Origin of the sequence: Variovorax sp. RKNM96, assembly GCF_017161115.1 — a bacterium.
Lineage (GTDB): Bacteria > Pseudomonadota > Gammaproteobacteria > Burkholderiales > Burkholderiaceae_C > Variovorax.
Genome location: NZ_CP046508.1, coordinates 5,174,489 through 5,198,940 on the forward strand (window position 1 = coordinate 5,174,489; position 24,452 = coordinate 5,198,940).

A 24,452-nucleotide genomic window follows, 5' to 3' on the forward strand; every position below is an offset into this window, starting at 1 on the left:
TTTCATGTGAGTCTCCTCGCGTCATATCGACGCGGGCCCAATGTGATCCTCTTGGCGTCATCGCGGTGATGGGTATACCCGCGGCCTCCCTAGTTCATGGGAGGTAGTCGTGTTGGCGGGCCGGTTCAGGTGGCCGCGCCGATCTTCGCGTTCCGGCGCATCGCCTGTGGCGGCTGCCCGAACGCCCGCAGGAATGCACGCCGCATGCGCTCCCTGTCCGCAAAACCGGTCTCGCTGGCGACGACTTCGATGGGGTGGCGGCTCTGTTCCATCATCACCCTCGCGGCCTCGACGCGCAGGGTCTCGATGGCCTTGGCGGGCGACTGGCCGGTCTCGGCGCGGAAGGCCCGACTGAACTGGCGCGGGCTCAGGTGCGCCGCCTCTGCAAGATGCTCGACCGCGAGGGGTTTGTGCAGATTGCGCCGCGCGAATGCGAGCGCGCTCTGTATGCGGTCGGTCTTCGCATCGAGGTCGAGCAACGCCGAGTGCTGCATCTGCCCGCCGCCGCGGCGGTGGTAGACCACGAGGCGCTTGGCAACCGTGCGCGCGTGCTCGGTGCCCAGGTCGCTCTCGACCATGCCGAGCGCCAAGTCGATGCTGGCGGTCATGCCGGCGGAGGTCCACACCGGGCCGTCGACGACGAAGATACGGTCTTCCTCGACCTTCACTTGCGGATAGCTGGCCTGCAGTTCGCGGGCGTAGCTCCAGTGCGTGGTCGCACGCCGGCCGTCGAGCACGCCGGCCTCGGCGAGCACGAAGGCACCGGTGCAGACGGAGGCGATGCGGCGCGATGACGTCATGGCGCGGCGCAGGAAGGCGAGGAGTTTTTTGGGGGCCGGTTCGATGTCGAGTGCGCCGGCGGCAATCACCGTGTCGAACGACTTGCGTCCCGCAACCTCGGTCGGCATCGGGATGCCCATGGAGGTCTGCACCGGGCCGCCCTCTGCCGATAGCAGGTGCACGTCGTAGTACGGCTCGGGGGCGATGCGGTTGGCCAGCTCGAAGACGGTCATGCCCGCGAAGACCATGACCTGGAAGTCCGGAACGACCGTGTAGGCGATGCGGTGCATGGGTGTGCTCCTATGGCCTGAAAGGTTGCATATAAGACATTGTAGACATCGAGGTGCTTTTCTAAAGTTCGGCAACGGTCGGCATGTCGCTGGCGAAAAAGGAAGAACTTTCATGTCGATCATTGCAATCGCCGGAGGAACCGGCACGGTGGGTTCGAAGCTCACGCGGCAGCTCGTCGAGAGCGGCGCGCGTGTTCGCGTGCTGTCGCGCAACCCTGACAAGGCACGCGCCCTGTTCGGCGCGGGTGTCAATGTGGTGGGCGTCGACTTCGACGACGCGAAGTCGTTGCAGCAGGCCTTCGAGGGAGCGGGCAAGGCGTTTCTGAGCACCGCGACAAGCGCGCACCAGGTGCGCGACGAGAAGGCGCTGATCGACGCTGCGGTCGATGCCGGCGTGCCTTACCTGGTCGGTCTTTCGGTGGGCGGCGCGGGCGGGCGCATTGCCAGCAACGTGCTCGAGTGGCACACGGAAATCGATGCGCACCTGGCCAGCAAGAACGTGGACTGGACGCTGCTGCGGCCCACCACTTTTTCGGACACGCTGGTTCGCCTGGCCTCCAACTTCGTGCCCAAGGGCGTGTGGGGCGGTGCGGCGGAAGATGGCCTGGTCAGCGCGATCGACACGCGCGACGTGGCGGCTTGCGCGGCCGTGGTTCTGCTCGAAGGCGCCGAGCGCCATGGCCACAGGATCTACGAGCTGACGGGGCCCGCGCCGGTGTCGATGGACGATGTTGCGGCGCTGCTCGCAGAAGGCTTGGGCCGGCCTGTGACGTACATCCGGCGCAGCGCAGAGGAGCAACGGGCGTTCTACGCGGCGATCGGGCTGCCGCCGCTCTCCATCGACGTGCTGCTGGGCCTGGACCACCTCGCCCGCACGAATGTCTATGCCACGCCGACCGCTGGTGTGATGGCGCTGACGTCGCAGGCGCCGCGCTCGGTGGCCGCCTTGGTGCGGGAGCGAATTGCGGACTTTGCACCCGCCGCCAAGGCCTGAAAGGCGCTTCGCGAGAAGCGCTGTGCATCGATACAGGTTCGTGTCGATGATGCAAAAAACATACGAAATGTGTTTCTGCAATGTAAGTAACAAGTGTTTTGAAGGCATTTATCACACTAAACTTACACTTTTGAAACAACTTTACGTGATCGATGCGCGCCCTTCTCTCGCTGCATGCAAGTGCGCGTCACCTCGGTGTGGCGCTTTGCTGTTGCGCCATGTTCCTCGGCTCGAACGCCTGGGCTGCCCTGAACGAAGTCGGCAAGGCGCCGCCCAGCGTTCACCGGCTGAAGCTTTTTGTTGATCCGCAACTGGCCGACGACATCGGCGCCGCCGAAGTGGGCCGGCGCCTTGCGCAGTACGTGGCCGACGTCAACACGGTGTTCACGCGCGAGACGGTGCGCAGCTTCGTGTTCGACCCGGTCAACGACCTGCAGCTGATTGCCCCCGCCGGGGCACCGCAATGCAGCCACAGCGGGCTGGTCAACGGCGAGATCGTGGTGTGCATCTCGAAGTCGACCAAGGGCTACAGCCACGGCGGCCTCGCCGCGAGCTGGACCTTTCCGCAGAAGGGCGTGGCCTGGAACCTGAACTGGATCGCGATTCACGACCCGCTGCGCCTCTCGCGCGCCATCACCAAGGCCGCGCCCGAGTCCACCGAAAAAGACTACCTGGGCCGCCAGCTCAAGACGCTGCTGCACGAGCTGGAACACGTGTTCGGCGCCGGCGCGGGCGAGTACTACAACGCCTCGGCGGTGAAAGACACCACCGGCACCGCACCGCAAGCCGACCTGGCACTGATGAGCGACACCGACCGCTACTGGTGGACGCGCCAGAGCTGGCGGCTCGACCCGCTGCTGGGCACGGTGTTCGAGCAACGCCGCGACCCGGCGACGAACCGCGTCATCACGCTGGACATGATCCGCTTCACGGCGGGCACCAAGGCGAACATCAACACCGACTGGAGCGATTGGCCGAAGTACGGCACCTCGAAGTTCATGGCGGGCACGACGGCAACGCAGGTGCGCATCACCGATCGCGCAACGGGTGCTGCATTGCCCGGCGCGCAGGTGTCTGTGTGGCGCAATGCCGGCACGTCGACGGAGCAGCCGATGGTGTTGCTGGCACAGGGCGTGGTGGATGACGCCGGCCGCTTCGCGTTCGACTGGGCATGCGGCTTCACCTGCTTCAACAGTGCGAAGTCGACGCTGCTGGTGAAGGCCTCGGCACCGGGGCGTTCGCCGACGGCAAGCTGGTTCACGATTTTTGATGCGTTCGAGCAGAAGGCGGTGAAGGGGCAGTCGACGTTCACCATCGACATGTCGCTGGGCGGCGTGGACAACGTGCCGCCGACGGTGTCGGTGTCGGCCCCTGCGATGGCCACACTGGGGCAGCCGGTGACCATTGCGCCGGCCGTGGTCGACAACGTGGGCGTGTGGGGCGTGAAGGTGGCGGGGGCGGATGGGATTCCGATCTGCACTTTTGAAGCGCCGCCCTTCACCTGCACGTGGACGCCGATGACGCCGGGCATGCAGACGATTCGCGTGATCGGCGTGGATGCGGCGGGGAACTCGGCGATGGCTACTGCGAATGTGATGGTGAATGCGCCTGCGGATGTGGCGCCGCCCGTGGTGTCCGTTGCGGTGCCTGCGGCGACGGGGGTCAGCCGAACGACGACGCTTTCCGCTGCAGCGCAGGCGAATTCAGGAATTGCGGAGCTTCAGTTCATCGTGGATGGGAAGACGCTGTGCACGGTGAAGGCTGCGCCGTATACGTGCAACTGGACGCCCGGTGCGGCGGGCTACGCGAGCATCGAGGCGCGGGCCGTGGATGCGATGGGGAACATCGCGAGCGTGTCGGCGAACATGCAGGTGAATGCGCAGATCACGCCGTATCGGGCGTTGGCGTTGAAGGAGGGGGAGAAGGATGTGGCGGAGCAGTTGCTGACGCAGGCTGCTGCGCCGGCGGCGGTGGCTGTGCCGAAGGTGCGGACGGCTGTGGCGTCGCGGGATCGGAGTGGGTCTTGAGATTGAAGTCACCACGACACGGGTGACCGCTCTCGCCTGCGCCTCTGGCGAGAACGGACCTTTACTCGGCCATTCGCTTACATCCGTTGCTTGCGCAGTTCGTTCCTGCGCATGGCGCGCTGGTAGATCGCATCGTCTTCGGCAAAAGCGCCCATGAACTCGGGCTCGGGCCAATGATGCGGATCACCGGGTTCCATGGCGCCTTCAGCCTGGATGTCAGTGGGCCACACGGGCTCTTTGCAGGTCTTGAAGCTCAGCCAACGTGTCAGGGTGAGCGCGCCGTACAGCGGAAACAGCACATGCCGCATCGGAAACAGGCTCTGCCCCATGGAAAAACACACCCACATGTAGCAGTTCTTCCAGCTGGGCTTGAGCGAGAGGGTGATCACGCCGTCGAGCGGATCGTCCACCACGTGGGCGGGCCCCTGCTCCATGTAGCGGCGGATAAATTCCCATTGCTCCCGGATGCGGAGGTCTTCGTCGGTGCTGTGGCCCACGGTGAAGGTGTCCAGAACCGTCCGGCTCGAATCGAGCACGTTGCAGCGCAGGTCGCGCAATGCCTTGTTCTGCGCACCGTGGCCGATGTGGAAATACAGGCTGGGGTCACCCCATGGCACGGTCAGCACGCCGCCGGGGCCGTTGTGGCGAAAGACGTGAACCTTGCCGGTCTTGCGATTGAAGCGGACTGGATTGTGGGTGTACGCGAACAGGTCAAAACGAAGAAAGTACTTCCAGATGCCCAGCGGGAACAGCAAGAAACCCAGCTGGAGAATATTCACGAAGATGCCCTCCCCCAGGGAATCCTCACCGCGCTGCTGGAAGAACAGATGGACCAGGTAGCCGTAGATGCCAATGCAAAGCAGCGAGAACAGCCCGAATGCGAGCGTTGCCGACATTCCCTTGATCTTGAACCCCCGGTCCACGAATTCCATGCATGTCGAATTGAAGTGCGTCAGTCCCACTCCGTCTTCGGGTATGACATCTTGCTTGCTGCCGAACGGCAAGTGAGTCAGCTCCTCTTGCGCGGTCAGGGGGCGGTTTTTCGAGAATTGAGGAATCCAGCCTGTCAACATCAGTCAGCCCGCCTTTGCCGCTTCACGCGCGGCTTTTTGAGCCGCTTCTCGCAGCGTCTTGATGGCATTGCCTTGTTCGAGCATGGACGAGAATTTTCCATTGGCGTTTTTCCCCCAATGCAGTGTCTTGTCGAGCCAGCGCTCCATGTCGTCCGGCTTGAAGAAACCCACTACCACGGTAACGATGGCAATGACAACGAAGGCGATGATCGAGAAGGGAACGGCAATCCCGAACAGCACGGCAAGCGCCAAACCCATTGTCGTCACCCCCAGTAAGCCCACAACAATTCCGTACGACTTGTTTAGACTGTAGTCATCGATACCTTCCTTCGTCATCAGCGCTCCCGCAACAAATGCGCCAATGGCGCCCAGCCATTTCCCGCCAGCCACGACCATCTCCGCACGCGTGGAGGCGTTCAGCATCAACCGGCCCATGGGCAGAGCCAGTTTCTGCGAGCCCCAAGGGAGATTTTTCGACAGTGTGCCGACTACTTCGATGCCATTGCCCAGCAAGGCCGTGACCCCTGCAATGAGCGCCGTAGTCTTGGCGATCTTCGCATCGGGCGCAGCGTTGGCTTGATCGTCAATGAGCTTGGGCAAGCTGGCCCCGGCAAGAATGACTGCCACCACACCGGTCTTGAATTCCAATCCGCCCAGTTTGCCCACGCTGTGGTAGAGCAGTTGATCGAAATCCTCTACCCGCACTGCCCGAATCGCTACATCGGCACGGACGTTGCGCATGACCCGGGATTCCAGGTTCAGAGGTCGCACCATGGATTTCATGCGATCCAGCGCTTCGGTATCCATCAGCACGATCGCATTGAACTTGAACAGCTTGCCGCCGGTAATGCGATCCGTGCTTACGCCGGGCTCCAGGCCTGCGCGCGCGGCGCTGCGCAGGCTCTGCGACGACGACATGCCGGCCTTTACGGCCAGTTGCCCGGCCAACGCGCGCGTGGCTTGCTTGGGGTGGGTGTAGCCGCTCAAGTCGATGAGGTCCATCTTGGGGTTGCCAGACCTGGCCACCGCCCCCAGGAGCGCCAACTGAAGCTTGTGGGGCATCTGCATGGCCGCCTTGCCCGCAAGGCTGTCCACCACCTGGCCCATCATGCGGGTGACAGGACCCGCCAGCTTGTAGATGTACTTGGCGGCACCGCTCATGGCGCCTTCGAGTTCGCCGGCCGCCCCCTTCTCAATCGCATCCTTGAGCCCGTTGTAGAGGGTCCCGCACATGCCCTTCCAGTCGGCAGGCTCAGCCGCCATTTCAGTGGCCGCCTTCCATTGCTTGATGGCATCGTCCAAGTTCCAGACGAAGGCGCGCACGAAAAGCGATTCCGATTTTTCGGGGTCTTGCTGCAACAGCTTTCCCATGTGCTCGAACACGGCAGTTCGCCCGAGCGCGTCAGTCAAGATGGCGGCTGCTGCTTCCTGGTATCGCATGCCGTCCTTGACACTCTTCGGATCGAAGTTGCAGATCATGTGCTGCTTGAGGATCGCACTGTCGAGCCAGGCGATGAATGCGGCGTCCAAGGGGCGCAGCACAGTGTCGGTGAGCTTTTTCAGTTCGCCGGGATAGGTCGTGTCGAGATAGGTTTCATAGGCGTTCCTGCCCTTGAGATGCTTCTGGTACTTTTCCCACGCCTCGTGCCCCAACCGTCGCACCTCGCTTTCGTCTTCCACCTTGAACCATGCGTCATCCCATTCCTGCACGGGTCGAATGAATTGGCGGGTGTGGGCGCTGCCGAAAAGAGTGCCCACGACTGCGCGGCCCATCAGGGCGGCATCCTTGCGGGAGGCTTCCTCGGAAATCACTGCGCCGTTCTTGATGGCCTCGCGCAGAGCCATGACACTTTGCGCACTTTCGAATTTCTCCTTGCGCTCCGGCTCGGCGACCCAGTCCAGCCCTTGCTGGATGATCAGCTGGTTGAGGTCGGCCGCCATGCCGATGGGGTCATCCAAGGCCACCAGACCCGGCGGCGGACGCTTGTCTTCAGGATTGATCTGGCCCGCGGCGTTTCGAGCCGACGCGACCATCGCATCCACCTGCATGCGAGTCAGCGGCGCCCATTCCGACAGGCCGTGATCGAACGGCTGATTGCCGGCATAGACGGTAACCGTCGCCGGCGTAGAAAGACGTCCTTCGCTGCGGGAGATGGTTTGATAGCCATGGGCAAGGTGAAATTCCGCCACCTGCTCCTTGGCGCCGTACAGCGCGTCCAGATGCGGCTGCGCCGTTGCGCTTTTCGCCCATGCTTTCGCGTCGATGCGGCGCATGTGTTTTTCCCGATGCGTCTGCAACTTGTGCTTGTCCCACGTGCTCTTGGTCCACGGAATAGGCGAGAAAGCCAGCCAGATATTTCCCAGCAGGTCAGGACGATGGGCATCGGGAATCACAAGATAGCGACCCGTCTGCTGGGTGGCCATTCGCGCGCAGGGTTCGGCTCCAGCGAGCTTCGGCGGCGCCGAGTGCATGTCGTACTCGACCAGATGAGCGTCATCGGAGACGACGTAGCCTTTCCACTCCCTGCGCTTCTCGTTGTAGAGATACAGATAGCCCTCTCGCAAGAGTCGCAAGGTGTATTTGGCATGGCTTGCGGGCAGTTCGATGCCCTCGATGGGTAACTCGGCGCTTGACCCAGGAATCTTGACGCTCGAGGCGGCAAACGGAGACTGCAAGCTCGGCGCACTTGCTCTTTCCAGCACGCCGTCTGTGCGCGCCAGGTTGTAGCGCACCGGCAAGAAGACCAAGCCCTGCTGGTCGCAGATCGGACATTTTTTAGAGGGGTCGCAGGCCATTTGCACTCCGTCAAGTTTTGAGTTTCATCAGAGCGAACCGTGGCATCGCGATGCCATGTGTTGCAGATCGCTCGGGTCAAGATCGACACAGGCACCGACGTAGCTGCATTCGCGTCTTCGCACCTGCTGCAAACGCTCGCGCATTGCAGGGTGTTGATGGATGTCCGGATGAATGCACAGTGCTTGCTCGACGAAGAGGCGGCAGTCGGACTCGTCCTCCATGTCCCAGGTCTCGTAGGCTTGCGCCAGAAATTGCTCTGCCTGTGCGGGCTTCACCTGCAGGCTTGGGTGTTCGCTTGCCAGATAAACCAGGATGCGGTTCAACACACCGAGGCGACCCAGCGTCGCCCATTGCGCAGGGCTCGGCCTGAAGGGAGCGAAGGTCGCAGGAACCGCCGCACGTTCGTATTGGTGCCAGACGCCCGCAGCGTCGCGCCATGACCAGACGCGCACTGGCCCGAGAAGCTGAGCCAACTGCCCCTCGTCGAGCAGCCACAAGAGGTGGCAAAAGACACGGGGGTCATACCACCGCAGCAGCACATGCTCTTGCGCCGAACGACGATACAGAAACCGGCTTCCCAGGCGATTCAGCACTCGATCCTCAGACAAATCGGTGCCAAACAGCGCGGTGAAGAAAGGATGGTCCGGGTTGGTTTGCTCCCACTGGAGAACCCGCCCGTACAGCGTTGTGGATTCGGCATCCGACAGCACTCGCAGATTCAACAAGCGCGGCAATACGAGGGACTGCGTACCCAGTTCGGGCACGGCAATCGGCTTGACAGGCCAGGTTTCCCATGCGGACGTCTCGACCTGCAAGGGATTAATGAGTGCGTAGTCGTGCGAGAAGAGGAACCGGTGGTCCATGACGCTCGTTAGGCCTGTACCGACACAAGTGCGTCGCCGCCCGCATCGGCGCTTTTCATCTTGAAGTCGCACAGCGACAGTGTCCCCTTGCCCGCTGCATTGGTGCTGCTGTCCCCCTGCGGCCCGACGAAGTTGTGCATTCCCCTGAACGTCACCTTCCCCGGCGCATGGATCTTGATGCTCGCGCCTTCCAGCTTGATGTACGCCCCGGCGCTGGTCAGCAGCACATGCGTGGGCGCTTCCACATCGATGTTCTTCGTCGTGCTGGCGATCGTCACCCTCTTGTCGGCCGCGATCTTGGTCGCGCCCTTCTGGCTCTGCAGCGTCACGCTGCCGCTGGCCGCATGCAGCGCGATGCCGCGCTCCTGGTTGGGCTCGCCGCCTTCTGCCGCCTTGGCGCCTAGCGTGTACAGGCTCACCCCCTTGGCCACGCTCATCGCGATCTGCCCCTGCGCGGGCAGGTCGATGTCCTGATTGGCGACGATGGTGGTGTTCTTGCCACTGACGGCAATTGCCTCCTTCGGCGTGACGAAGCCGATGCCCATCGGCGCGCTGAACTGCAGGTGCGGCTCGCTGTACGCGGTGACGCTGCCCTGGCCGCCTTCGGTGGTCTTGATCTCACCACCGCCGTTTGCACCGCCTGATTGCGCCGCGCTGCCCTCCTGCGTCGCCCCCAGCACCTCGGCCACATGCTTGAGCGCCTCGATGGCGGGGAGTTGTTCAGGTGCACCTTCATCCTTGAGCTTCGCCTTCTGCGTCTGCGCACTCTTGGCCAGCGAAGTCGCGAGCTCCTCGGCCTGCTTGGTCTGCTGCTGTGCCTCCTTGCTCGCCATGAACGCACCCTTGGCGTTCGGCTGCGCATGCGCACTCACGAGCAGGCCCGATCCGGCGCGGATGGCCCCCTGTGCGGTGGTGGCCAGTTCGGCCCCATGGCCCCGCGCCTTGCCGCGCGCGTTGTCGTCCTGCTGCTTGTGGTGTCCCAGGTGCAACCGGCTGCTGGCCTGGGTGGTCGCCAGGCTCGTGCTGCCCTGTCCGGGGGTGTCGTCGAAGACGAGCTGGTTGTAGCCCCCATCGCCGCTTTGGCTCGCGCTCAGCTCCTGGGTCTTGATGCCGGAGAAGACGGCGTTGTGCGCGTGCTCCTTGGCCTCCTTGCCTTCACCGGCGAACCAGGCCGGGGCGTTGCCGGTGGATTGGGCCGCACCTGCGGACTTCTCGTTGTGCTGGGCGTCGGTCTGGCCCGCGCCGTTGTAGAGCGCAGCAACGACCACCGGGCGGTCAATGTCGCCGTGGTGGAACTCCACCAGCACTTCCTGCCCCACGCGCGGCAGGGTGACCTGGCCCCAGTTGTCGCCCGCAGCGCCGGCCGCCACGCGCACCCAGGCGCCCAAGCGGTCAGAGGCAGGGGCGTTGTCCTGGCCATCGGCGCGGGGCTGTCTTGCGCTGGCGCCGCTGCCGCGCTGCCAGTGGAACTGCACCTTGATGCGGTGGTCGCGATCGGTGTGCACGGGAACGTTCTCACCCACGCCGATGACGATGGCGCTCTGGCTGCCATGCACGCTGGGCTTGGGGTGGATGCGCTGGCCGTGGCCGTCCACGCTCAGCGGCCGATAAGGAATGGCCGCGCGCACGGTGGCGAAGTCGTTGCGGTAGTGGGTGACGGTGTCGGGTTTGGCTGCGGCATTGCCGCTGTCTTGCCCGTTGTCGGCGTCACTCGCATCGAACACGGTGGCGATGTCCGGCAGGCCGAGACGTTCGCCAACACCGGCCTTGAGGTCTTCGTCAAAGTTGTTGCGTGCGATGTGGCGCACGGCCAGTACGGCGAAGCGGCGGTCCTCTTCGCTGTCCTTGTCGTGCTGCTCGTGGCCGCTCAGGGTGAAGGTGGTGGCGGGTGCCAGGGTGCGCACGGCGCTCTGGCCTTCGAAGCGCTTGTTGCGCAGCTCCAGCGCCTGCAGGGCGTTGGACAACAGCCGTTCTCCCTGGGCCGAGGTCTCCCAGCCGTAGGCACCGGGGTCATCGCTCCACTGCAGGGTGCGCTGGCCCGTGGCACGGCTTTGCTGCTGCACGGGCCGGGCGCTCACGCTCTTGTAGTCCCAGCTCTGCTGCGCGAGGCTGTTGGTCTGCAACTGGCGGCTGCCTCGCCATTGCTGGATGGTGTCTTCGCGCTCGCTGGCGTCGGCGCGGTGGAAGCGGATGGTGGCTTGGGTGTTGGCGCGGAAGGCGCCGTTGTGGTCGGCGATGACGAGGGTGTGGCTGCCCAGGTTGCCGTCCTTGCCGATGGCGTGTTCGACCCAGTAGCACAGGCCTTCTTCGGCCAGGAGGCGCGAAACAAAATCGAAGTCGCTCTCGTGGTACTGGGTGGTGATGCCGCGCACCGGATAGATGTCGCGCTGGGCGATCTCCCAGCGCCATTGCACCGCCAGCTTGCCCTGGCTTTGGTAGCGCGCGAACACGGCATCGACGATGTCGAACACGCTCTGGTGCTGGAACAGGCAACTGTCCTGGCGATGGCGCAGGAATGCGAGCCAGGGTTCGATGACGATGCGGTAGCGGGCCATGCCACCGTTGCTCGAGACGCACTCGGCCTCGGTCACATGGCCGTGGAAGGGGCGGAGGTCAGTGCGGCTTTGCGCGGTCTGCAGGTCCAGGCGTACGCCCTGGCCCATCAGGGTCTTGAGTTCGATGTGCGCGTCGTCGCTCAACGCTGTGATTTCGAAGCGGAAGCCGCCATCGTCCAGGGACTCCACACCGTCGAGGCGTTCGGCCAGCAGCTTGTTGTCGCCCAGCGGCGTGTGCAGCACCAGCAGGCGGTCACGCTGCGTCGTGCCCGCACGCAGCTGCGCGCCCAGCGAGGCAGAGTTGAAATTCGACACGTTGTTCTCGCTCCCTTTGACTCTCGATCCGCCGCATGCCGCGACGTCGCCGTGATCCTGCAGCGCAACTTGTCTCTTCTTTCAGTCGGCCTTTTTGGCGAATGAAGCTCAGGCCGATCTGCTGTATTTATTGTCTGGATGCGCCGTGCGCGACCGCAGGTCGCGTGCACTTTGCAAATGATATCTCGCACATTCTTGCGAACAAGGACAAAGGCAGCACGATGACGGCCCAATGGCAAGACATTGATACTTTCAGATTACCCACGACGATGCCGCTGTGAAAAATACCTGTAGGCCGTGGCACACAAAACACATGCGGGAAGTCCGACTCAGAGTTGGATGGAGGCGCGGCCCGGATTCGAACCGGGGTCTGCGGATTTGCAATCCGCTGGCATGGCCACTTTGCTACCGCGCCGAGGATTCAGTGAATGAATCAATGAGTGGTGGATCGTCTTCGAGTCGAACGAAGTATTCCGAAGAGGCGGGGTTACAGCCCGCTGCAGTCGCCAGTGCTGCTCACGATCCGGATGAATGGCGTTCCGCAGGGGAGTCGAACCCCTGGCTTCCTCCGAGACAGGGAGGCACTCTGGCCACTGAGTTAGCGGAACGAAGAGAAAGAAAAAAGATGGCAGGCCCTCAAGGATTCGAACCTTGGATGCCGGGATCAAAACCCGGTGCCTTGGGCCTCTAGGCGAAGGGCCATCGAACGCTGGAGCCTCGTGTGGGATTCGAACCCACGATCACCGGGATGAAAGCCCGGGGTCCTGACCGCTAGACGAACGAGACGTCGAATCAAAAGATGGCGCGCACGGAAGGAGTCGAACCTTCAACCGCTGGGTTTGGAGTCCAGTGCTCTGCCAGTTGAGCTACACACGCGTGAATGAAAAAAGAATGGTCTGAGTGGCAGGATTTGAACCTGCAGCCTCCTGCTTCCAAGGCAGGCCGTCTACCAGATTGACACTACACCCAGAGAAAAATCGAACAATAAAAAATGGTGCCCCAGGGGAGATTCGAACTCCCAGAATTCCGCTTCTAAGGCGGACACGTATGCCGGTTCCGTCACCGGGGCAATGGATGGATGGATGGATGGATGAATGAATGCGCCGCGAACTTTTAATGAACGATCACCAACGCCAAGGCTCGGTGCCATGCAGTGCGATCACTGTGTGTGTGTTGTTTATTGAACGTTGAAAAACAAAAAGGCCCGGAACCTCTCGGTGTCCGGGCCTCTGTGCAAGAGAGCTTGGGAGTTACGCGCTCAAGCGCTTCCTCCACCCGGTGACACCCGATCCTCATAAGCGCAATCCCACAGATTGGCCTGCGGCGCTTGAATGGAATTCGGGTATTGATTGAGCAGCGACAACTGCTGCGGCAGCATGCCGAGGCCATCGCACAGCGCGACGCACACGAGCGAACGGCCCGATGCGGGTCGAATGCTGTGGATGCGGATGGCTGCTGCTTTCACGATGGTTCCTGGTCGATGCCGCTGTGTGTTGCTGAAGAAAACTTTGCGGCCTGAACCGCGAGTGGGTTGGACTGTAAATAGTCTTTACGCAGCCGTCAACAACTTCCGTCGATTAATTTCAACACCGAACTACGGCGCCTTGCGGTTGAACAACGCCTGGTCGAAGCGCAGCGTGATCACTTCGGTGTCGTCGGGGTTGCCCGGCACGCGCCCGTCCTCGGTCGGGAAGTTCGAGTCGATGGCCACCGCCAGCGTGTGCTCGTCCACCACCTCGACGCTCTCGATCGAATCGAAGGGCATGCTGAACTTGCCATCGGCCACGCCGGCCAGCGGTCCGCCGATGTCCTTCGGATCGGAGATGTTCAAGAGGTCCACCAGCAGCGTCTTCTTGAGCGCGCCATCGGTGTCCTTCACGTTCAGGTCGATCATGTACAGGCGCTTGACCACCGCCTTGGCGCCGAACAGGCTGTCGCGCTCGATCAAGACGAAGCGGCTGCCGCCCACATGCGTCATGTCGCCGATCACGATCTGGTTGTCCTTGGCCGGGCCGTCCTTCTTGTAGACCAGGTTCTTGCCGGTATAGAGCATCGCCGCCGGATCGAACTCGAAGATGTTCAGGTAGCGCTCGTCGTCGGCCACCGGCCGCAGCGACGCCAGCGACGGTGCGGCTTCGGGCACCGCATAGAGCCGGCTGCGGTCGCCGTTGAACGCGAGGCTCTCGAAGCCGCGGCTCGCCAGCGAAGTGACGCTCGCGCCGTTGTTCATCACCTCGGGGTTCGAGGGGCTGCGCAGGAACGGATGCGGCACGGGGTCGCTCATCAGCGTGCCGTCCTTGTCGAAATGCAGGATGTAGGGGCCGAACTCCTCACCCACGAAGTAGGTGCCGTCGCTGGCGCGCGCAATCGATTCGACGTCCAGGTCGAAGCCCGTCAACAACCGGCCACTGCGGATGCGCGCATCCACCGGCTTGCCGCTGTCGACCAGGTTGTTGCCCGAGACGGTCTGGTAGTTGGCGAAGTCGGCGGTGATCTTCAGGTCGACGCCCTTGCCGTCTTTCAGGAAGCCCTTCGCATCGTTGAAGTCGATGCGGCTGTCCAGCTTGATCGCACCCGGCACGCTGGTGCCATTGGCCGCCGTGCGGAAGTCGATGCCGATGTTGTAAATGCCGATCACGAAGTCGGCCGAGTTGCCCTTGCTGCCGTAGCCGTTGTCCGCCATGGCGGTCCAGGTGCCGTCGTCGTTCTTCAGCAGCGCGGAGAAGCCGGGAATCGGCTGGCCGTCGACGAAGGGCGGCGTGACGCCGAGCGCGGCGGTGATGAACTGCCCCGTGGGCGGACCGGGCCAGCGCGCGGTGTCGGACAGCGAAGCCCAGCCGGTCAGCTGGTGCGGCAACCCGGCGCCTTCTTGCGCGGGTGGTGCCGGAGGCGGAGCCGGTGGTGCCGGCGCGGGTGCCGGCGGCAGTCCCACGAATGGAAAACCACCGCCATCTCCACCGCCACCACATGCGGCTATCACGCTGCAGGCGGCAACCGCCATCAGTCGGCGCTGCCAGATCGAATCGATGAATCCTCGGGTCATGAATGCCCTCCTCGTTATGTTGAAGCGAAGGCGGCAATCTATAAAGACGCGGTGACGCATTCATGACGTGTCGATGAAACGTGCAAAGCGCGCCGGGAAGTCGCAAACTCGCCACCCACGCACACGCCAGCATGGAGACCCCGATGCAAATCCGCGAACTCGCCACCGGCCTGCAATTCCCCGAAGGTCCGATCGCCATGGACGATGGTTCGGTGCTGCTGGTCGAGATCGCGCGCGGCACGCTCACGCGCGTGCGGCACGACGGGCTGGTGCAGGTGGTGGCTGACCTGGGCGGCGGTCCGAACGGCGCAGCCATCGGACCGGACGGCGCGGTCTACGTGTGCAACAACGGCGGCTTCAAATGGCACACCGAAGCCGACGGATGTCACCGTCCCGTCGGCCAGGCCGAGGACTATTCGGGCGGGCGTATCGAACGCGTGAACCTCGCGACCGGCAGCGTCGATCGGCTGTACGACACGGTCGAGCACGGCGCGCTCTGCGGCCCCAACGACATCGTCTTCGACACCCACGGCGGCTTCTACTTCACCGACCTGGGCAAGACCCGCGAGCGCGACATGGACCGCGGTGGCCTCTTCTACGGCCACAGCGACGGCAGCGCCGCACGCGTGATCGCGCGTCCGGTGATGACGCCCAACGGCATCGCGCTCTCGCCCGACGGCAACACGCTCTACTACGCAGAAACCGAAGGCGCACGCGTCTGGGCCTTCGACATCACCGCGCCGGGCCGCGTGCGCAAGGACGGCTGGCCCTCGCCGCATGGCGGCCGCATGCTCTGCGCCTCGCCCGGCGGGCACTACCAGCGCTTCGACTCGATGGCCGTCGATGCGCTCGGCAACCTCTGCGTGGCCACGCTGCTGCACGGCGGCATCAGCATCGTCGCGCCCGATGGCAGCACCGTCGAGCACGTGCCCCTGCCCGACCGCTACACCACCAACATCTGCTTCGGAGGGCGCGACCGGCGCACGGCCTACGTCACGCTCTCCGGCAGCGGCCGACTGATTGCCATCGACGACTGGCCGACGCCCGGCCTCGCACTGAACTTCGAGGCCTGAGAAGGTGTGAACGAATCCGTCAATCGCGCGTGAACCGCTGCACACGCTTGCCGTTGTCGACCTCGCCTGCGTAGAGGTTGCCGTGCGAATCGATCGCGAGGTCGTGCACCCAGTGGAACTCGCCCGCATACCGGCCCGGCCGCCCCAGCGTGCCGGCCACCGCCCCGGTGCTGCGGTCGAGCGTCAGCACCTGGTTGTTGCGCCCGTCTGCCATGAAGAGCCACTTCTGTTGCGGGTCGCGCGAGAGCACCATGTCCCACACCGAGCCGTTGCCGGCCGTGGCGGGCTCGACCATGAATTCCTTGACGAAGCTGCCGTCCTTGCGGAAGACCTGCACGCGGTTGTTGAGGCGGTCGCACACATAGACCAGCCCGTCGCGCGCACCGCGCACGCAGTGCACCGGCGTGCCGAACTGCTGGAGCTGGTCCTGCGTGGGCGGCAGCGTGCGGCGCGCCTGCGGCTTCTCGGCATCGCTGGGCGGACGTCCGTAGGCACCCCAGTGGCGTTTGTAGGCACCGGTCTCTGCGTCGAACACGATGACGCGGCGGTTCTGGTAGCCGTCGGCCACGTACACCTCGTTGGCCTCGCCATCGACTTCCACGCCTGCAGCCTTGCCCAGGCGCGTGGTGTCGGCGCTGCCGGTCTGCGGCCCGACCTTGCCGATCTGCAGGACGAACTTGCCGTCGCGCGTGAACTTGAGCACCTGGCCGTCGTTGTCGCCGTTGCCCGTGATCCAGACGAAGCCCTTGGCATCGACGTGAATGCCATGCTCATTGCCCGGCCAGTCGTAGCCGGCACCAGGGCCGCCCCACGAACGCAGCAGCCTGCCCGCGGCATCGAACTCGAGCACCGGTGGCGCGGGCAGGCAGCATTTGGACTGCGGCGGTTTTGCCGCTGCACCGGCCTCGTCTTCGGAAAGGCTGCGCGGACGCTGCAAGACCCAGATGTGGTCTTCCGCATCGACGGCCACGCCGCTGACCTGGCCGAGGATCCAGTTGTTGGGCAATGGCCTGGGCCACGAAACATCGACGTGGAACGACGGTGTGCCGGAGCCAGCGATGCTGTTGCCGGGTGCCGCGCAGCCGGCTGTGAGAGTCCCGGCAACCGCGCAGGCCAGCACGACGCCCAGGCATCTTGCGGCAACGAATGCGGAGGTGCTCATCTGTTTTGTCTCCTGCCTGTGTGCATCAATCCAATGATGCGCCAGTGAGCTTCACAAGGCCAGCGTAGCGCTCGAGCTCGGACTTCCAGAAGGCGGCGAAGCTCGCGGCATCGCCGGGTCGCACTTCGGCGCCGATGTCGGACAGCCGCTTGCTCAGGTCACCGCTCTTGAAAGCCGTCTGCACCGCCGCGTTGAGCCGCTCGACCACGGCGGGTGACGTACCCGCCGGTGCGGCCAGGCCATACCAGGCGTTCATTTGCATGCCCTTGATCCCGAGTTCGTCGAAGGTCGGCACGCCCGGCAGCATGGGATGGCGCTTGTCGGACGCGACAGCGATGGCCCGGATCTTTCCGCCCTTGATCTGCCCATACGCCCCGGTGTCGAGCATGTAGTCGAGTTGCCCCGCCATCACATCGGTCAGCGCCGGCGAACTGCCCTTGTAGGGCACATGGATCGTGTCGATGCGCGCCACCGACTTGAAGAGCTCACCCGCCAGGTGCGCCGAATTGCCCACACCGCCCGAGCCATACGAGAGCGCGCCGGGCTTGGCCCTGGCAGCGTTCACGATGTCGGCGGGCGTCTTGTAGGGCGAGGCGGCCGCCACCACCATCACACTCGGAATGATGGCCAGCGACGCCACCGGCGCGAAGTCCTTGACCGGATCGAAGCCGGTGCGCTTGTAGAGATAGGGATTGGCGGAGTTGGTCGAACTCGTGGCCAACAGCAGCGTGTAGCCGTCGTGCGGCTGGCGAATGAACTGCTGCGTGCCGATGTTGCCGCCCGCACCGGCGATGTTGTCGACGATGACGGATTGCCCCAGTTGCACCCGCAGGGCCTCTGCCACCGCTCGCCCCACCGAGTCTGTCGCGCCGCCCGCGGGCCACGGCACGATCAGGCGGATCGGCTTGTTCGGATAGGCCTGCGCCAACGCAGCGGGCGCCGACAAGGTGGCAGCCAGCGCGACGGTGGATGCGCAGAGCCCGAGGAAGATTCGCTTCTGCTTGTTCATGGGTCTTGTCTCTTCTTGGATGTTTGTTGTTCGGGCGGCCTCGTGGCCGCGTTCAATGCAGGCCCAGCCGGTGCAGCGTCTCGCCGAGCTCGAGCAGTTCCACCGTGGAGCTTCCGTTCGCAATCGCACGGCGAAAGCCGGCTTCCTTTGCCTCGCGGGCCTGCGCGCTCGCCAGCACGCGTTCGACCGCATCGGCTTCGACCATCACGAGGCCGTCTCGGTCGCCGACGACGATGTCTCCGGGCCGGACCACCGCGTCACCAATGCACACGGGCACGTTGAGGCGTCCTGGCTGGTGCTTGCCGGTGCCCTTGATCGACAGCCCGCGGCAGAACACGGGAAAGCTCATCCGCACGATGGCCTCGGCATCGCGCACCGCGCCGTGGAGCACCAGCCCCGCCACGCCGCGCGCCATGGCGGCTTCGGTCAACACGTCGCCCCAGGGGCCGGCTTCCATGAAGCCCTTGGCATCGACCACCAGCACGTCGCCAGGCTTCGCCTTGAGCAGCGCGTAGTGCAGCATGAGGTTGTCCGCGGGCCGCATGTCCACGGTGAGCGCCGGCCCCACAAGGCGGCTGGCCGGATCGAGCGGTTTCAGGCCGCTGTCGAGTGCGCCACAAGCGCCCTGCGCTTCGTACACGGTGGCGGCGCCCAGTTGGCGCAGGCTTTCAAGCGCCTCGTTCTGCAGTTGTTGGTTCATGGGTGCGGATGATCACCCGATGAACTCCTGAACAACAGCGTCGATTTCTGGAGATAACTTCAGATATTCAGAGCTTCTGCGTGGCCTGCCGCACGGCTGCCAGCGTCCCGAGCATGGAGGCCACCAGCGGCCCTTCCTCGTCGGCGCGTGTCACTGCCACGACCGTGGTGAGCGCCTTGAGCGCAGGCAGCCTGACGAAGGCCACGTCGCTCTGCGCGCGCTGGGCCACCGAAGCACCGACAACCGCATAGCCCAGCCCCGCCGCGACGAGCCCGAGCGCGGTGTGGATCTCGATGGCCTCGTGCCCCACGCGGGGTTGCAGGCCCAACGCATGGAGCTGCCCGATGACGTGCTGCGCAAAAGAACTCTGCGGATCTTTCGGATAGCTGATGAGCGGCAGCCCCGAGAGCTCGGCCAGCGAGACCCTGCCTCGCTTCGCCGCGCGATGGTCTGCAGGAAGCGCGACGACGAACGGGTCTTCGAAGAGCAGTTCATGCCGCAGGTCGGAGGGCGGCTCCTGTGGCCCGGCGAAGCGCGACAGGCCGATGTGGATGCGACCGCTGCGCAACTGCGCCGGCTGGTGTTCGGACAGCAGTTCGACCAGATCGAGCTTGACGTCGGGATGTCTCTGCCGGAAGGCGCGCACTGCGTCCGTCAGCACGGAGTTGAGCAGCGAGCGGACGAAACCGATGCCGAGCCAGCCGCTCTTTCCGCTGGCCACGTCGCGGGTATCTTCTTCCAGCCGCTGGCCGTTTGCCAGCAGCTCGCGCGCCCGCGGCAGGAAGAACAACCCCAGCGGGGTGAGCTTCATGGGCTTGGCGGTTCGATCGAACAGCGCTCCTCCCAACCCTCCTTCGAGCAGCGCGATCTGCATGCTGATGGCCGTGGGCGCGACGAACAGGCGCTCGGCGGCGCGCGCGAGGGTGCCGCTGTCGGCCACCTCGCAGAAGTAGCGCAATTGACGGAAGTTCATGGCCGGGGATCGTGCCACGGGCACGCGGCCAAGGGGTCAATGCAAACCCGCGCCGGCAGTCTTCAGCGAGGCTCAGGACACGACCTGGTAGTACAGGTTCTGCGGGTGCCTGGCCTGCGCGAAGAAGAACCAGCGTTCGGCCAGCAGACCCGGCGCCTGCACCAGCACCGCGAGCAGCCACGGCAGGACCGCCGCGCTCGCGAGGCCCCACGCCAGCAGCAGCGCGGGCAATGCAAAGGCCAGCAGCAGGAAGGCGAGCTTGATGTTCTTCAGCGCCGCCAGCGATGCGCCATGGAAAAACTCGCGCGTGTTGAACGAGCCGGCAGACATGCCCATCGACTTCTGCACCAGCTTCTCGGTACGGATGCCGGTGGCCGACTGCAGCGTCGACTTGTGGCGGATGCCCGCGTTGCGCCGCAGTGCCTGCCCGCGCGCGGCCCACGCCGCCAGCGTGGCCACGAGCGCACACGGCCCGAAGACCTGCACGAAGCGCCCCTCGCCGGCCAACGCCGCCATCGCGCACGCCAGCACCAGCCCCGACGACAACCCGATCAGCGTGAAGTTGACGATGGTGAGCGGATGCGCCCACTCTTCGATGAAGCGAAGGCATGCATAGATCATCGCGGTGCAGTACCAGAGCGCCACTGCGCCGAAGAGCACCAGCACCGGCAGCAACCACGACCACGGTGCGCCCATACCGAAGCGCAGCGACAGCCACCATATCGCCACGAGCGCAATGAAGCCCGGCAGCACGATCACCTCGCGCGACATCCAAGAGGTGCGCCACATCAGCACCGCGCGCCATGCGCGCGTCTTGCGGCCCAGGTGCATGAACGATGCCGCAAGACCGGCCACGAGCAGCACCTCGGCCACGCCCAATGCCAACGTCAGGAAGCCCGGCGCCATCTCCAGGCCAAGCAATGCACCGAGCGCCAGCGTGAAGACCAGGCCCTGCGCCGCGCCGGCCAGCGTGGTGAAGAAAAGAATCGAGAACGCGGGATGCATGCCGTTATCCCTGCGCGTCGGTCGACTGCGTGATGCGGCGTGGCAGGTACTGGTTCGCCGGGCTGGTTTCCCACTCCGGCATCAGCTGGTAGCCGCCGCGTTCGCGAATCGCCTTCGACACCTCGGAGTCCGGGTCCTTCACGTCGCCGAAGAGGCGCGCGCCCGTGGGGCAGGCCTTCACGCAGGCGGGCTTGCGGTCTTCCTTGGGCAGCAGCTCGTCGTAGATGCGGTCGACGCAGAGCGTGCACTTGGTCATGACCTGGCGTTCTTCATCGAGCTCGCGCGCGCCGTAGGGGCAGGCCCACGCGCAGTACTTGCAGCCGATGCACTTGTCGTAGTCGACAAGCACGATGCCGTCTTCCTTGCGCTTGTAGCTCGCGCCCGTGGGACACACGGGGACACAGGGTGGGTCTTCGCAGTGCAGGCAGCTCTTGGGGAGGTGCACCGTCTCGGTGGCCGGGAAGGCGCCGGCCTCGTAGGTCTGTACGCGGTTGAAGAAGGTACCGGTCGGGTTGGCGGCGTAGGGGCGCTCGTCGGCCAGCGGGCCGGCGCTGCCGGAGGTGTTCCACTGCTTGCACGAGGTCACGCAGGCATGGCAGCCAACGCAGACATTGAGGTCGATGACGAGGGCCAGTTGCTTGGCGAGCGTCTCGCCCTGCTCCGCGCGCTTGGAGGTATTGCTCCCTCCCCTTCCGGGGGAGGGTTGGGGTGGGGGCAGCGGCGCTTCTACTGGATGCTGCGCTTCGATGAAGGCCGCCGTGCCCCCACCCCAACCCTCCCCCGGAAGGGGAGGGAGGGAAGCCGGGCCCATCAGGTCTTTCAGCCACTGCATCATTTCTTGCCCCTCCCCGCAAAGTACGTCAACACACTCGCCGCCTTGCCGAGCACTCCCGGCGGACTCGGCATGCTCGCCATCTGCGGAAAGCTCTCTTCGGGCTCGCCCGGCTCGGCCGGCCGTATGCGCACCCGCACGTCGTACCAACCCGCCTGCCCGGTGATCGGATCGGAATTGCTGATGCGCCCACTCGCCGTGCCTTCGCACGGCAGTTCCTCGCTGATCAGGTGATTGAGCAGGAAACCCTTGCGTGCCTCGTCCGAACCCGGTGCAAGCTGCCATGCGCCATCGGCCTTGCCGATCGCATTCCACGTCCACACCGTGCCGGGCTCCACCGCCTCGCTGTAGCGCAGCATGCAGCGCACCTTGCCCCACTGGCTCTCGACCCAGCACCAGCCGCCATCCGCGATGCCCGCGGCCTCGGCGGTGAGCGGGTTCACATGCAGGTAGTTGTGGCTGTGGATCTGCCTGAGCCACGCGTTCTGCGAATCCCACGAGTGGTACATCGCCATCGGCCGCTGCGTCAACGCGTTGAGCGGATAGGCCTCGAGGTCGGTCGCGGCCTCCTCGAGCGGCGGATACCAGAACGGCAGCGGATCGAAATATTTCTCGATGCGCTCGCGCAGCGCCTCGGGTGGTTGCCGCCCCGGGCTCTTGCCCTGCGCCGCGAGCCGAAAGCTCTGCAGCGTGTCGGAGTACAGCGCCAGCTGCACCGGGTCGTTGCGCTGGCGCCAGCCCTTGTCCTTCGCGAAATCGAGGTACTCCCGGTTCCAGTTGCGCATGTAGTGCATGGTCTCGGGCATGTGGTACTGGAACACGCAGTTGTTCTCTGCATAGGCTTCCCACTGCTTCGGGTTCGGCGCGCCGCGCAGGTGCTCGGTGCCGTCCTTGCCGCGCCAGCCCATCAGAAAGCCGATGCCCGGCTGCGGCTCGAAGTTGACGACGAAGTCCGGGTAGCCCGTGAACTTGCGCCCGCCCTCGGGCGTGGTGAAGGCCGGAAACTTCAGGCGCGAGGCCAGCTCGATCAGCACCTCCTGGAAGGGCTTGCACTCCCCGGTCGGCGGCACCACGGGCACGCGCACCGAGTCGACCGGTCCGTCGAACTCCGAGATCGGCCGGTCGAGCATGCCCATCACGTCGTGCCGCTCCAGGTACGTGGTGTCGGGCAGCACCAGGTCGGCGAAGGCCACGGTCTCGCTCTGGAAGGCGTCGCACACCACGAGGAAGGGAATCATGTGCTCGCCCTTCTCGTCCTTGCGGTTGAGCATCTCGCGCACGCCCATGGTGTTCATGCTGGAGTTCCACGCCATGTTGGCCATGAAGATCAGCAGCGTGTCGATGCGGTAGGGGTCGCCCTTGACCGCGTTGGTGATCACGTTGTGCATGAGCCCGTGCGCCGACAGCGGGTGCTCCCACGAGAACGCATGGTCGATGCGGATCGGCGAACCATCGGGGTTGATCGCCAGCTCTTCCGGGTTCGCCGGAAAGCCCAGCGGCGCGGCGTTGAGCGGCGTGTTGGACTGGATCATGCCCGGGTCGTTGAAGGCCCGGTAGTTGGGCACGATGTGACGCGGATACGGCGCCTTGTGCCTGAAGCCCCCGGGGGCATCGATGGTGCCCAGCACGCTCATCAGCACCGCGAGCGCGCGCACGGTCTGGAAGCCGTTGGAGTGCGCGGCGAGACCGCGCATCGCATGGAAGGCCACGGGCCGCGCCTGCGTGGTCGGGTGCTGCTTGCCCCACGCATCGGTCCACGGAATCGGCAGTTCGAAGGCCTGCTGCAGCGCGGTCTCACCCATCTCGCGCGCGAGCTTTCGGATGCGCGCCGCGTCGATGCCGGTGATGCCCTCTGCCCACTCGGGCGTGCAGAGCGCCACGCGCTCGCGCAGCAACTGGAAAGAAGGCGCGACGCGCGTGCCGTCGGCCAGCGTGTAGTGCCCTTCGAGCGCCGGGTCGCAGCCATCGGCGATGCCTTCGGGGTACGCAGGCTTCACGCTGCCGCTCGCCTTGTCCCACACGAGCTTGTTGTGCGGACTGCGCCCATCGCCGGGCGGCCCGCGCTCGGGGTCGAACGCGAACAGCCCTTCGCGCTCGCAGTCGTCCAGCACCACGAGCTGCGGCGCATTGGTGAAGCGCTTGAGGAACGCATGGTCCACCAGCTCGTTGCCGATGAGCTCGTGCAGCAGCGCCATGAACAACGCGCCATCGGTGCCGGGCTTGATCGGAATCCACTCGTCCGCAATCGCCGAATAGCCGGTGCGCACCGGGTTGATCGAGATGAAGCGCCCACCCGCGCGCTTGAACTTGCTGATCGCGATCTTCATCGGATTGCTGTGGTGGTCTTCGGCGGTGCCGATCATCACGAACAGCTTGGCGCGTTCCAGGTCGGGCCCGCCGAACTCCCAGAAGCTGCCGCCGATGGTGTAGATCATTCCCGCGGCCATGTTGACCGAGCAGAAGCCGCCGTGCGCCGCGTAGTTGGGCGTGCCGAACTGCCGCGCGAAGAGACCGGTGAGCGCCTGCATCTGGTCGCGCCCCGTGAACAGCGCGAACTTCTTCGGATCGGTCGCGCGGATCTTGCCGAGCCGCTCGGTCAGCATGTCGTAGGCGCGCTCCCAGCTGATGGGCTCGAACTCCCCCGCCCCGCGCTCGCTGCCGGCCTTGCGCAGCAGCGGCTGCGTGATGCGCGCGGGCGATACCTGCTTCATGATCCCCGAGGAGCCCTTGGCGCAGATCACGCCCTGGTTCAGCGGATGGTTCGGGTTGCCGTCGATGTAGCGCACCTCGGGACCTTTTTCCCCTTCGCGCAGGTGCACGCGGATGCCGCAGCGGCACGCGCACATGTAGCAGGTGGTGGTCTTGACCTCGGTGTCCGCCGTGGGCGTCGGCGCTTTGAGCGGATCGTGCACGGGCTCTTGGGACAGGAAACTGAACACTGGCGGTCCTTTGTTTTCAAGC

The 24,452-nt window shown here is 64.7% G+C and carries 17 protein-coding genes and 6 tRNA genes; 3 read left to right on the plus strand and 20 right to left on the minus strand.

Annotation, left to right across the window (positions count from 1 at the left end):
• Nucleotides 1-125 precede the first annotated feature (125 nt).
• Nucleotides 126-1,070: a GlxA family transcriptional regulator gene (locus GNX71_RS23920; protein ID WP_206174727.1), complete on the minus strand. Its 945-nt coding sequence runs from the start codon at nucleotides 1,068-1,070 to the stop codon at nucleotides 126-128.
• A 112-nt stretch (nucleotides 1,071-1,182) separates the two neighbouring features.
• Between GNX71_RS23920 and GNX71_RS23925 the strand changes: the two genes are divergently transcribed.
• Both GNX71_RS23925 and GNX71_RS23930 read left to right on the plus strand, forming a co-directional pair.
• Entirely contained in the window at nucleotides 1,183-2,064 is an 882-nt protein-coding gene (locus GNX71_RS23925) for an NmrA family NAD(P)-binding protein (RefSeq protein ID WP_206174728.1), read from the plus strand.
• A 218-nt stretch (nucleotides 2,065-2,282) separates the two neighbouring features.
• Nucleotides 2,283-4,091 carry an Ig-like domain-containing protein gene (locus tag GNX71_RS23930; RefSeq protein WP_241027036.1) on the plus strand — a complete coding sequence of 603 codons (1,809 nt, stop codon included), beginning with the start codon at nucleotides 2,283-2,285 and terminating at the stop codon, nucleotides 4,089-4,091.
• Between the two features lie 77 nt (nucleotides 4,092-4,168).
• On the opposite strand, the gene GNX71_RS23935 is transcribed toward GNX71_RS23930, so the two are convergent.
• The 12 genes from GNX71_RS23935 to GNX71_RS23990 all read right to left on the minus strand — a co-directional run bounded on the left by GNX71_RS23935 (nucleotide 4,169) and on the right by GNX71_RS23990 (nucleotide 14,737).
• Entirely contained in the window at nucleotides 4,169-5,164 is a 996-nt protein-coding gene (locus tag GNX71_RS23935; RefSeq protein ID WP_206174730.1) for a DUF6708 domain-containing protein, read from the minus strand.
• 3 nt (nucleotides 5,165-5,167) lie between these two features.
• Nucleotides 5,168-7,960, minus strand: coding sequence for a T6SS effector BTH_I2691 family protein (locus GNX71_RS23940; protein WP_206174731.1), 2,793 nt, complete (start codon nucleotides 7,958-7,960; stop codon nucleotides 5,168-5,170).
• Between the two features lie 27 nt (nucleotides 7,961-7,987).
• Nucleotides 7,988-8,824: a hypothetical protein gene (locus GNX71_RS23945; protein WP_206174732.1), complete on the minus strand. Its 837-nt coding sequence runs from the start codon at nucleotides 8,822-8,824 to the stop codon at nucleotides 7,988-7,990.
• An 8-nt stretch (nucleotides 8,825-8,832) separates the two neighbouring features.
• A complete protein-coding gene (locus tag GNX71_RS23950; RefSeq protein WP_206174733.1) occupies nucleotides 8,833-11,694 on the minus strand; it encodes a type VI secretion system Vgr family protein in 2,862 nt (953 codons plus the stop codon).
• Between the two features lie 340 nt (nucleotides 11,695-12,034).
• A tRNA-Cys gene (locus GNX71_RS23955) sits at nucleotides 12,035-12,109 on the minus strand.
• Between the two features lie 117 nt (nucleotides 12,110-12,226).
• Nucleotides 12,227-12,302: transfer RNA gene (locus tag GNX71_RS23960), tRNA-Asp, on the minus strand.
• Between the two features lie 102 nt (nucleotides 12,303-12,404).
• Nucleotides 12,405-12,480: transfer RNA gene (locus tag GNX71_RS23965), tRNA-Glu, on the minus strand.
• Between the two features lie 14 nt (nucleotides 12,481-12,494).
• Nucleotides 12,495-12,570: transfer RNA gene (locus GNX71_RS23970), tRNA-Trp, on the minus strand.
• Nucleotides 12,571-12,586: 16 nt separating this feature from the next.
• Nucleotides 12,587-12,664: transfer RNA gene (locus tag GNX71_RS23975), tRNA-Pro, on the minus strand.
• Between the two features lie 22 nt (nucleotides 12,665-12,686).
• A tRNA-Leu gene (locus tag GNX71_RS23980) sits at nucleotides 12,687-12,763 on the minus strand.
• Nucleotides 12,764-12,952: 189 nt separating this feature from the next.
• Complete coding sequence (locus GNX71_RS23985) at nucleotides 12,953-13,159, minus strand: hypothetical protein (RefSeq protein WP_206174734.1); 207 nt, start codon at nucleotides 13,157-13,159, stop codon at nucleotides 12,953-12,955.
• Between the two features lie 129 nt (nucleotides 13,160-13,288).
• On the minus strand, nucleotides 13,289-14,737 hold the full coding sequence (locus GNX71_RS23990) for an esterase-like activity of phytase family protein (RefSeq protein ID WP_206174735.1): 1,449 nt from the start codon (nucleotides 14,735-14,737) through the stop codon (nucleotides 13,289-13,291).
• Nucleotides 14,738-14,880: 143 nt separating this feature from the next.
• On the opposite strand from GNX71_RS23990, the gene GNX71_RS23995 reads away from it, so the two are divergent.
• Nucleotides 14,881-15,810, plus strand: coding sequence for an SMP-30/gluconolactonase/LRE family protein (locus GNX71_RS23995; protein WP_241027037.1), 930 nt, complete (start codon nucleotides 14,881-14,883; stop codon nucleotides 15,808-15,810).
• A 19-nt stretch (nucleotides 15,811-15,829) separates the two neighbouring features.
• Here GNX71_RS23995 and GNX71_RS24000 read toward each other — a convergent pair whose 3' ends face one another.
• The 7 genes from GNX71_RS24000 to GNX71_RS24030 form a co-directional block, all read right to left on the minus strand.
• Nucleotides 15,830-16,972, minus strand: coding sequence for a hypothetical protein (locus GNX71_RS24000; protein WP_206174737.1), 1,143 nt, complete (start codon nucleotides 16,970-16,972; stop codon nucleotides 15,830-15,832).
• Nucleotides 16,973-16,997: 25 nt separating this feature from the next.
• Nucleotides 16,998-17,981 carry a tripartite tricarboxylate transporter substrate binding protein gene (locus tag GNX71_RS24005; RefSeq protein ID WP_206174738.1) on the minus strand — a complete coding sequence of 328 codons (984 nt, stop codon included), beginning with the start codon at nucleotides 17,979-17,981 and terminating at the stop codon, nucleotides 16,998-17,000.
• Between the two features lie 52 nt (nucleotides 17,982-18,033).
• Nucleotides 18,034-18,681, minus strand: a complete 648-nt coding sequence (locus GNX71_RS24010; RefSeq protein WP_206174739.1) for a 4-carboxy-4-hydroxy-2-oxoadipate aldolase/oxaloacetate decarboxylase — start codon at nucleotides 18,679-18,681, stop codon at nucleotides 18,034-18,036.
• A 67-nt stretch (nucleotides 18,682-18,748) separates the two neighbouring features.
• Nucleotides 18,749-19,654 carry a LysR family transcriptional regulator gene (locus GNX71_RS24015; RefSeq protein WP_206174740.1) on the minus strand — a complete coding sequence of 302 codons (906 nt, stop codon included), beginning with the start codon at nucleotides 19,652-19,654 and terminating at the stop codon, nucleotides 18,749-18,751.
• A gap of 72 nt (nucleotides 19,655-19,726) precedes the next feature.
• Nucleotides 19,727-20,659, minus strand: a complete 933-nt coding sequence (locus GNX71_RS24020; protein WP_206174741.1) for a DmsC/YnfH family molybdoenzyme membrane anchor subunit — start codon at nucleotides 20,657-20,659, stop codon at nucleotides 19,727-19,729.
• A gap of 4 nt (nucleotides 20,660-20,663) precedes the next feature.
• Complete coding sequence (locus tag GNX71_RS24025) at nucleotides 20,664-21,494, minus strand: 4Fe-4S dicluster domain-containing protein (protein WP_277401820.1); 831 nt, start codon at nucleotides 21,492-21,494, stop codon at nucleotides 20,664-20,666.
• On the minus strand, nucleotides 21,491-24,430 hold the full coding sequence (locus GNX71_RS24030) for a molybdopterin oxidoreductase family protein (RefSeq protein ID WP_206174742.1): 2,940 nt from the start codon (nucleotides 24,428-24,430) through the stop codon (nucleotides 21,491-21,493). The genes GNX71_RS24025 and GNX71_RS24030 overlap by 4 nt, the downstream gene beginning before the upstream one ends.
• Nucleotides 24,431-24,452: the final 22 nt, after the last annotated feature.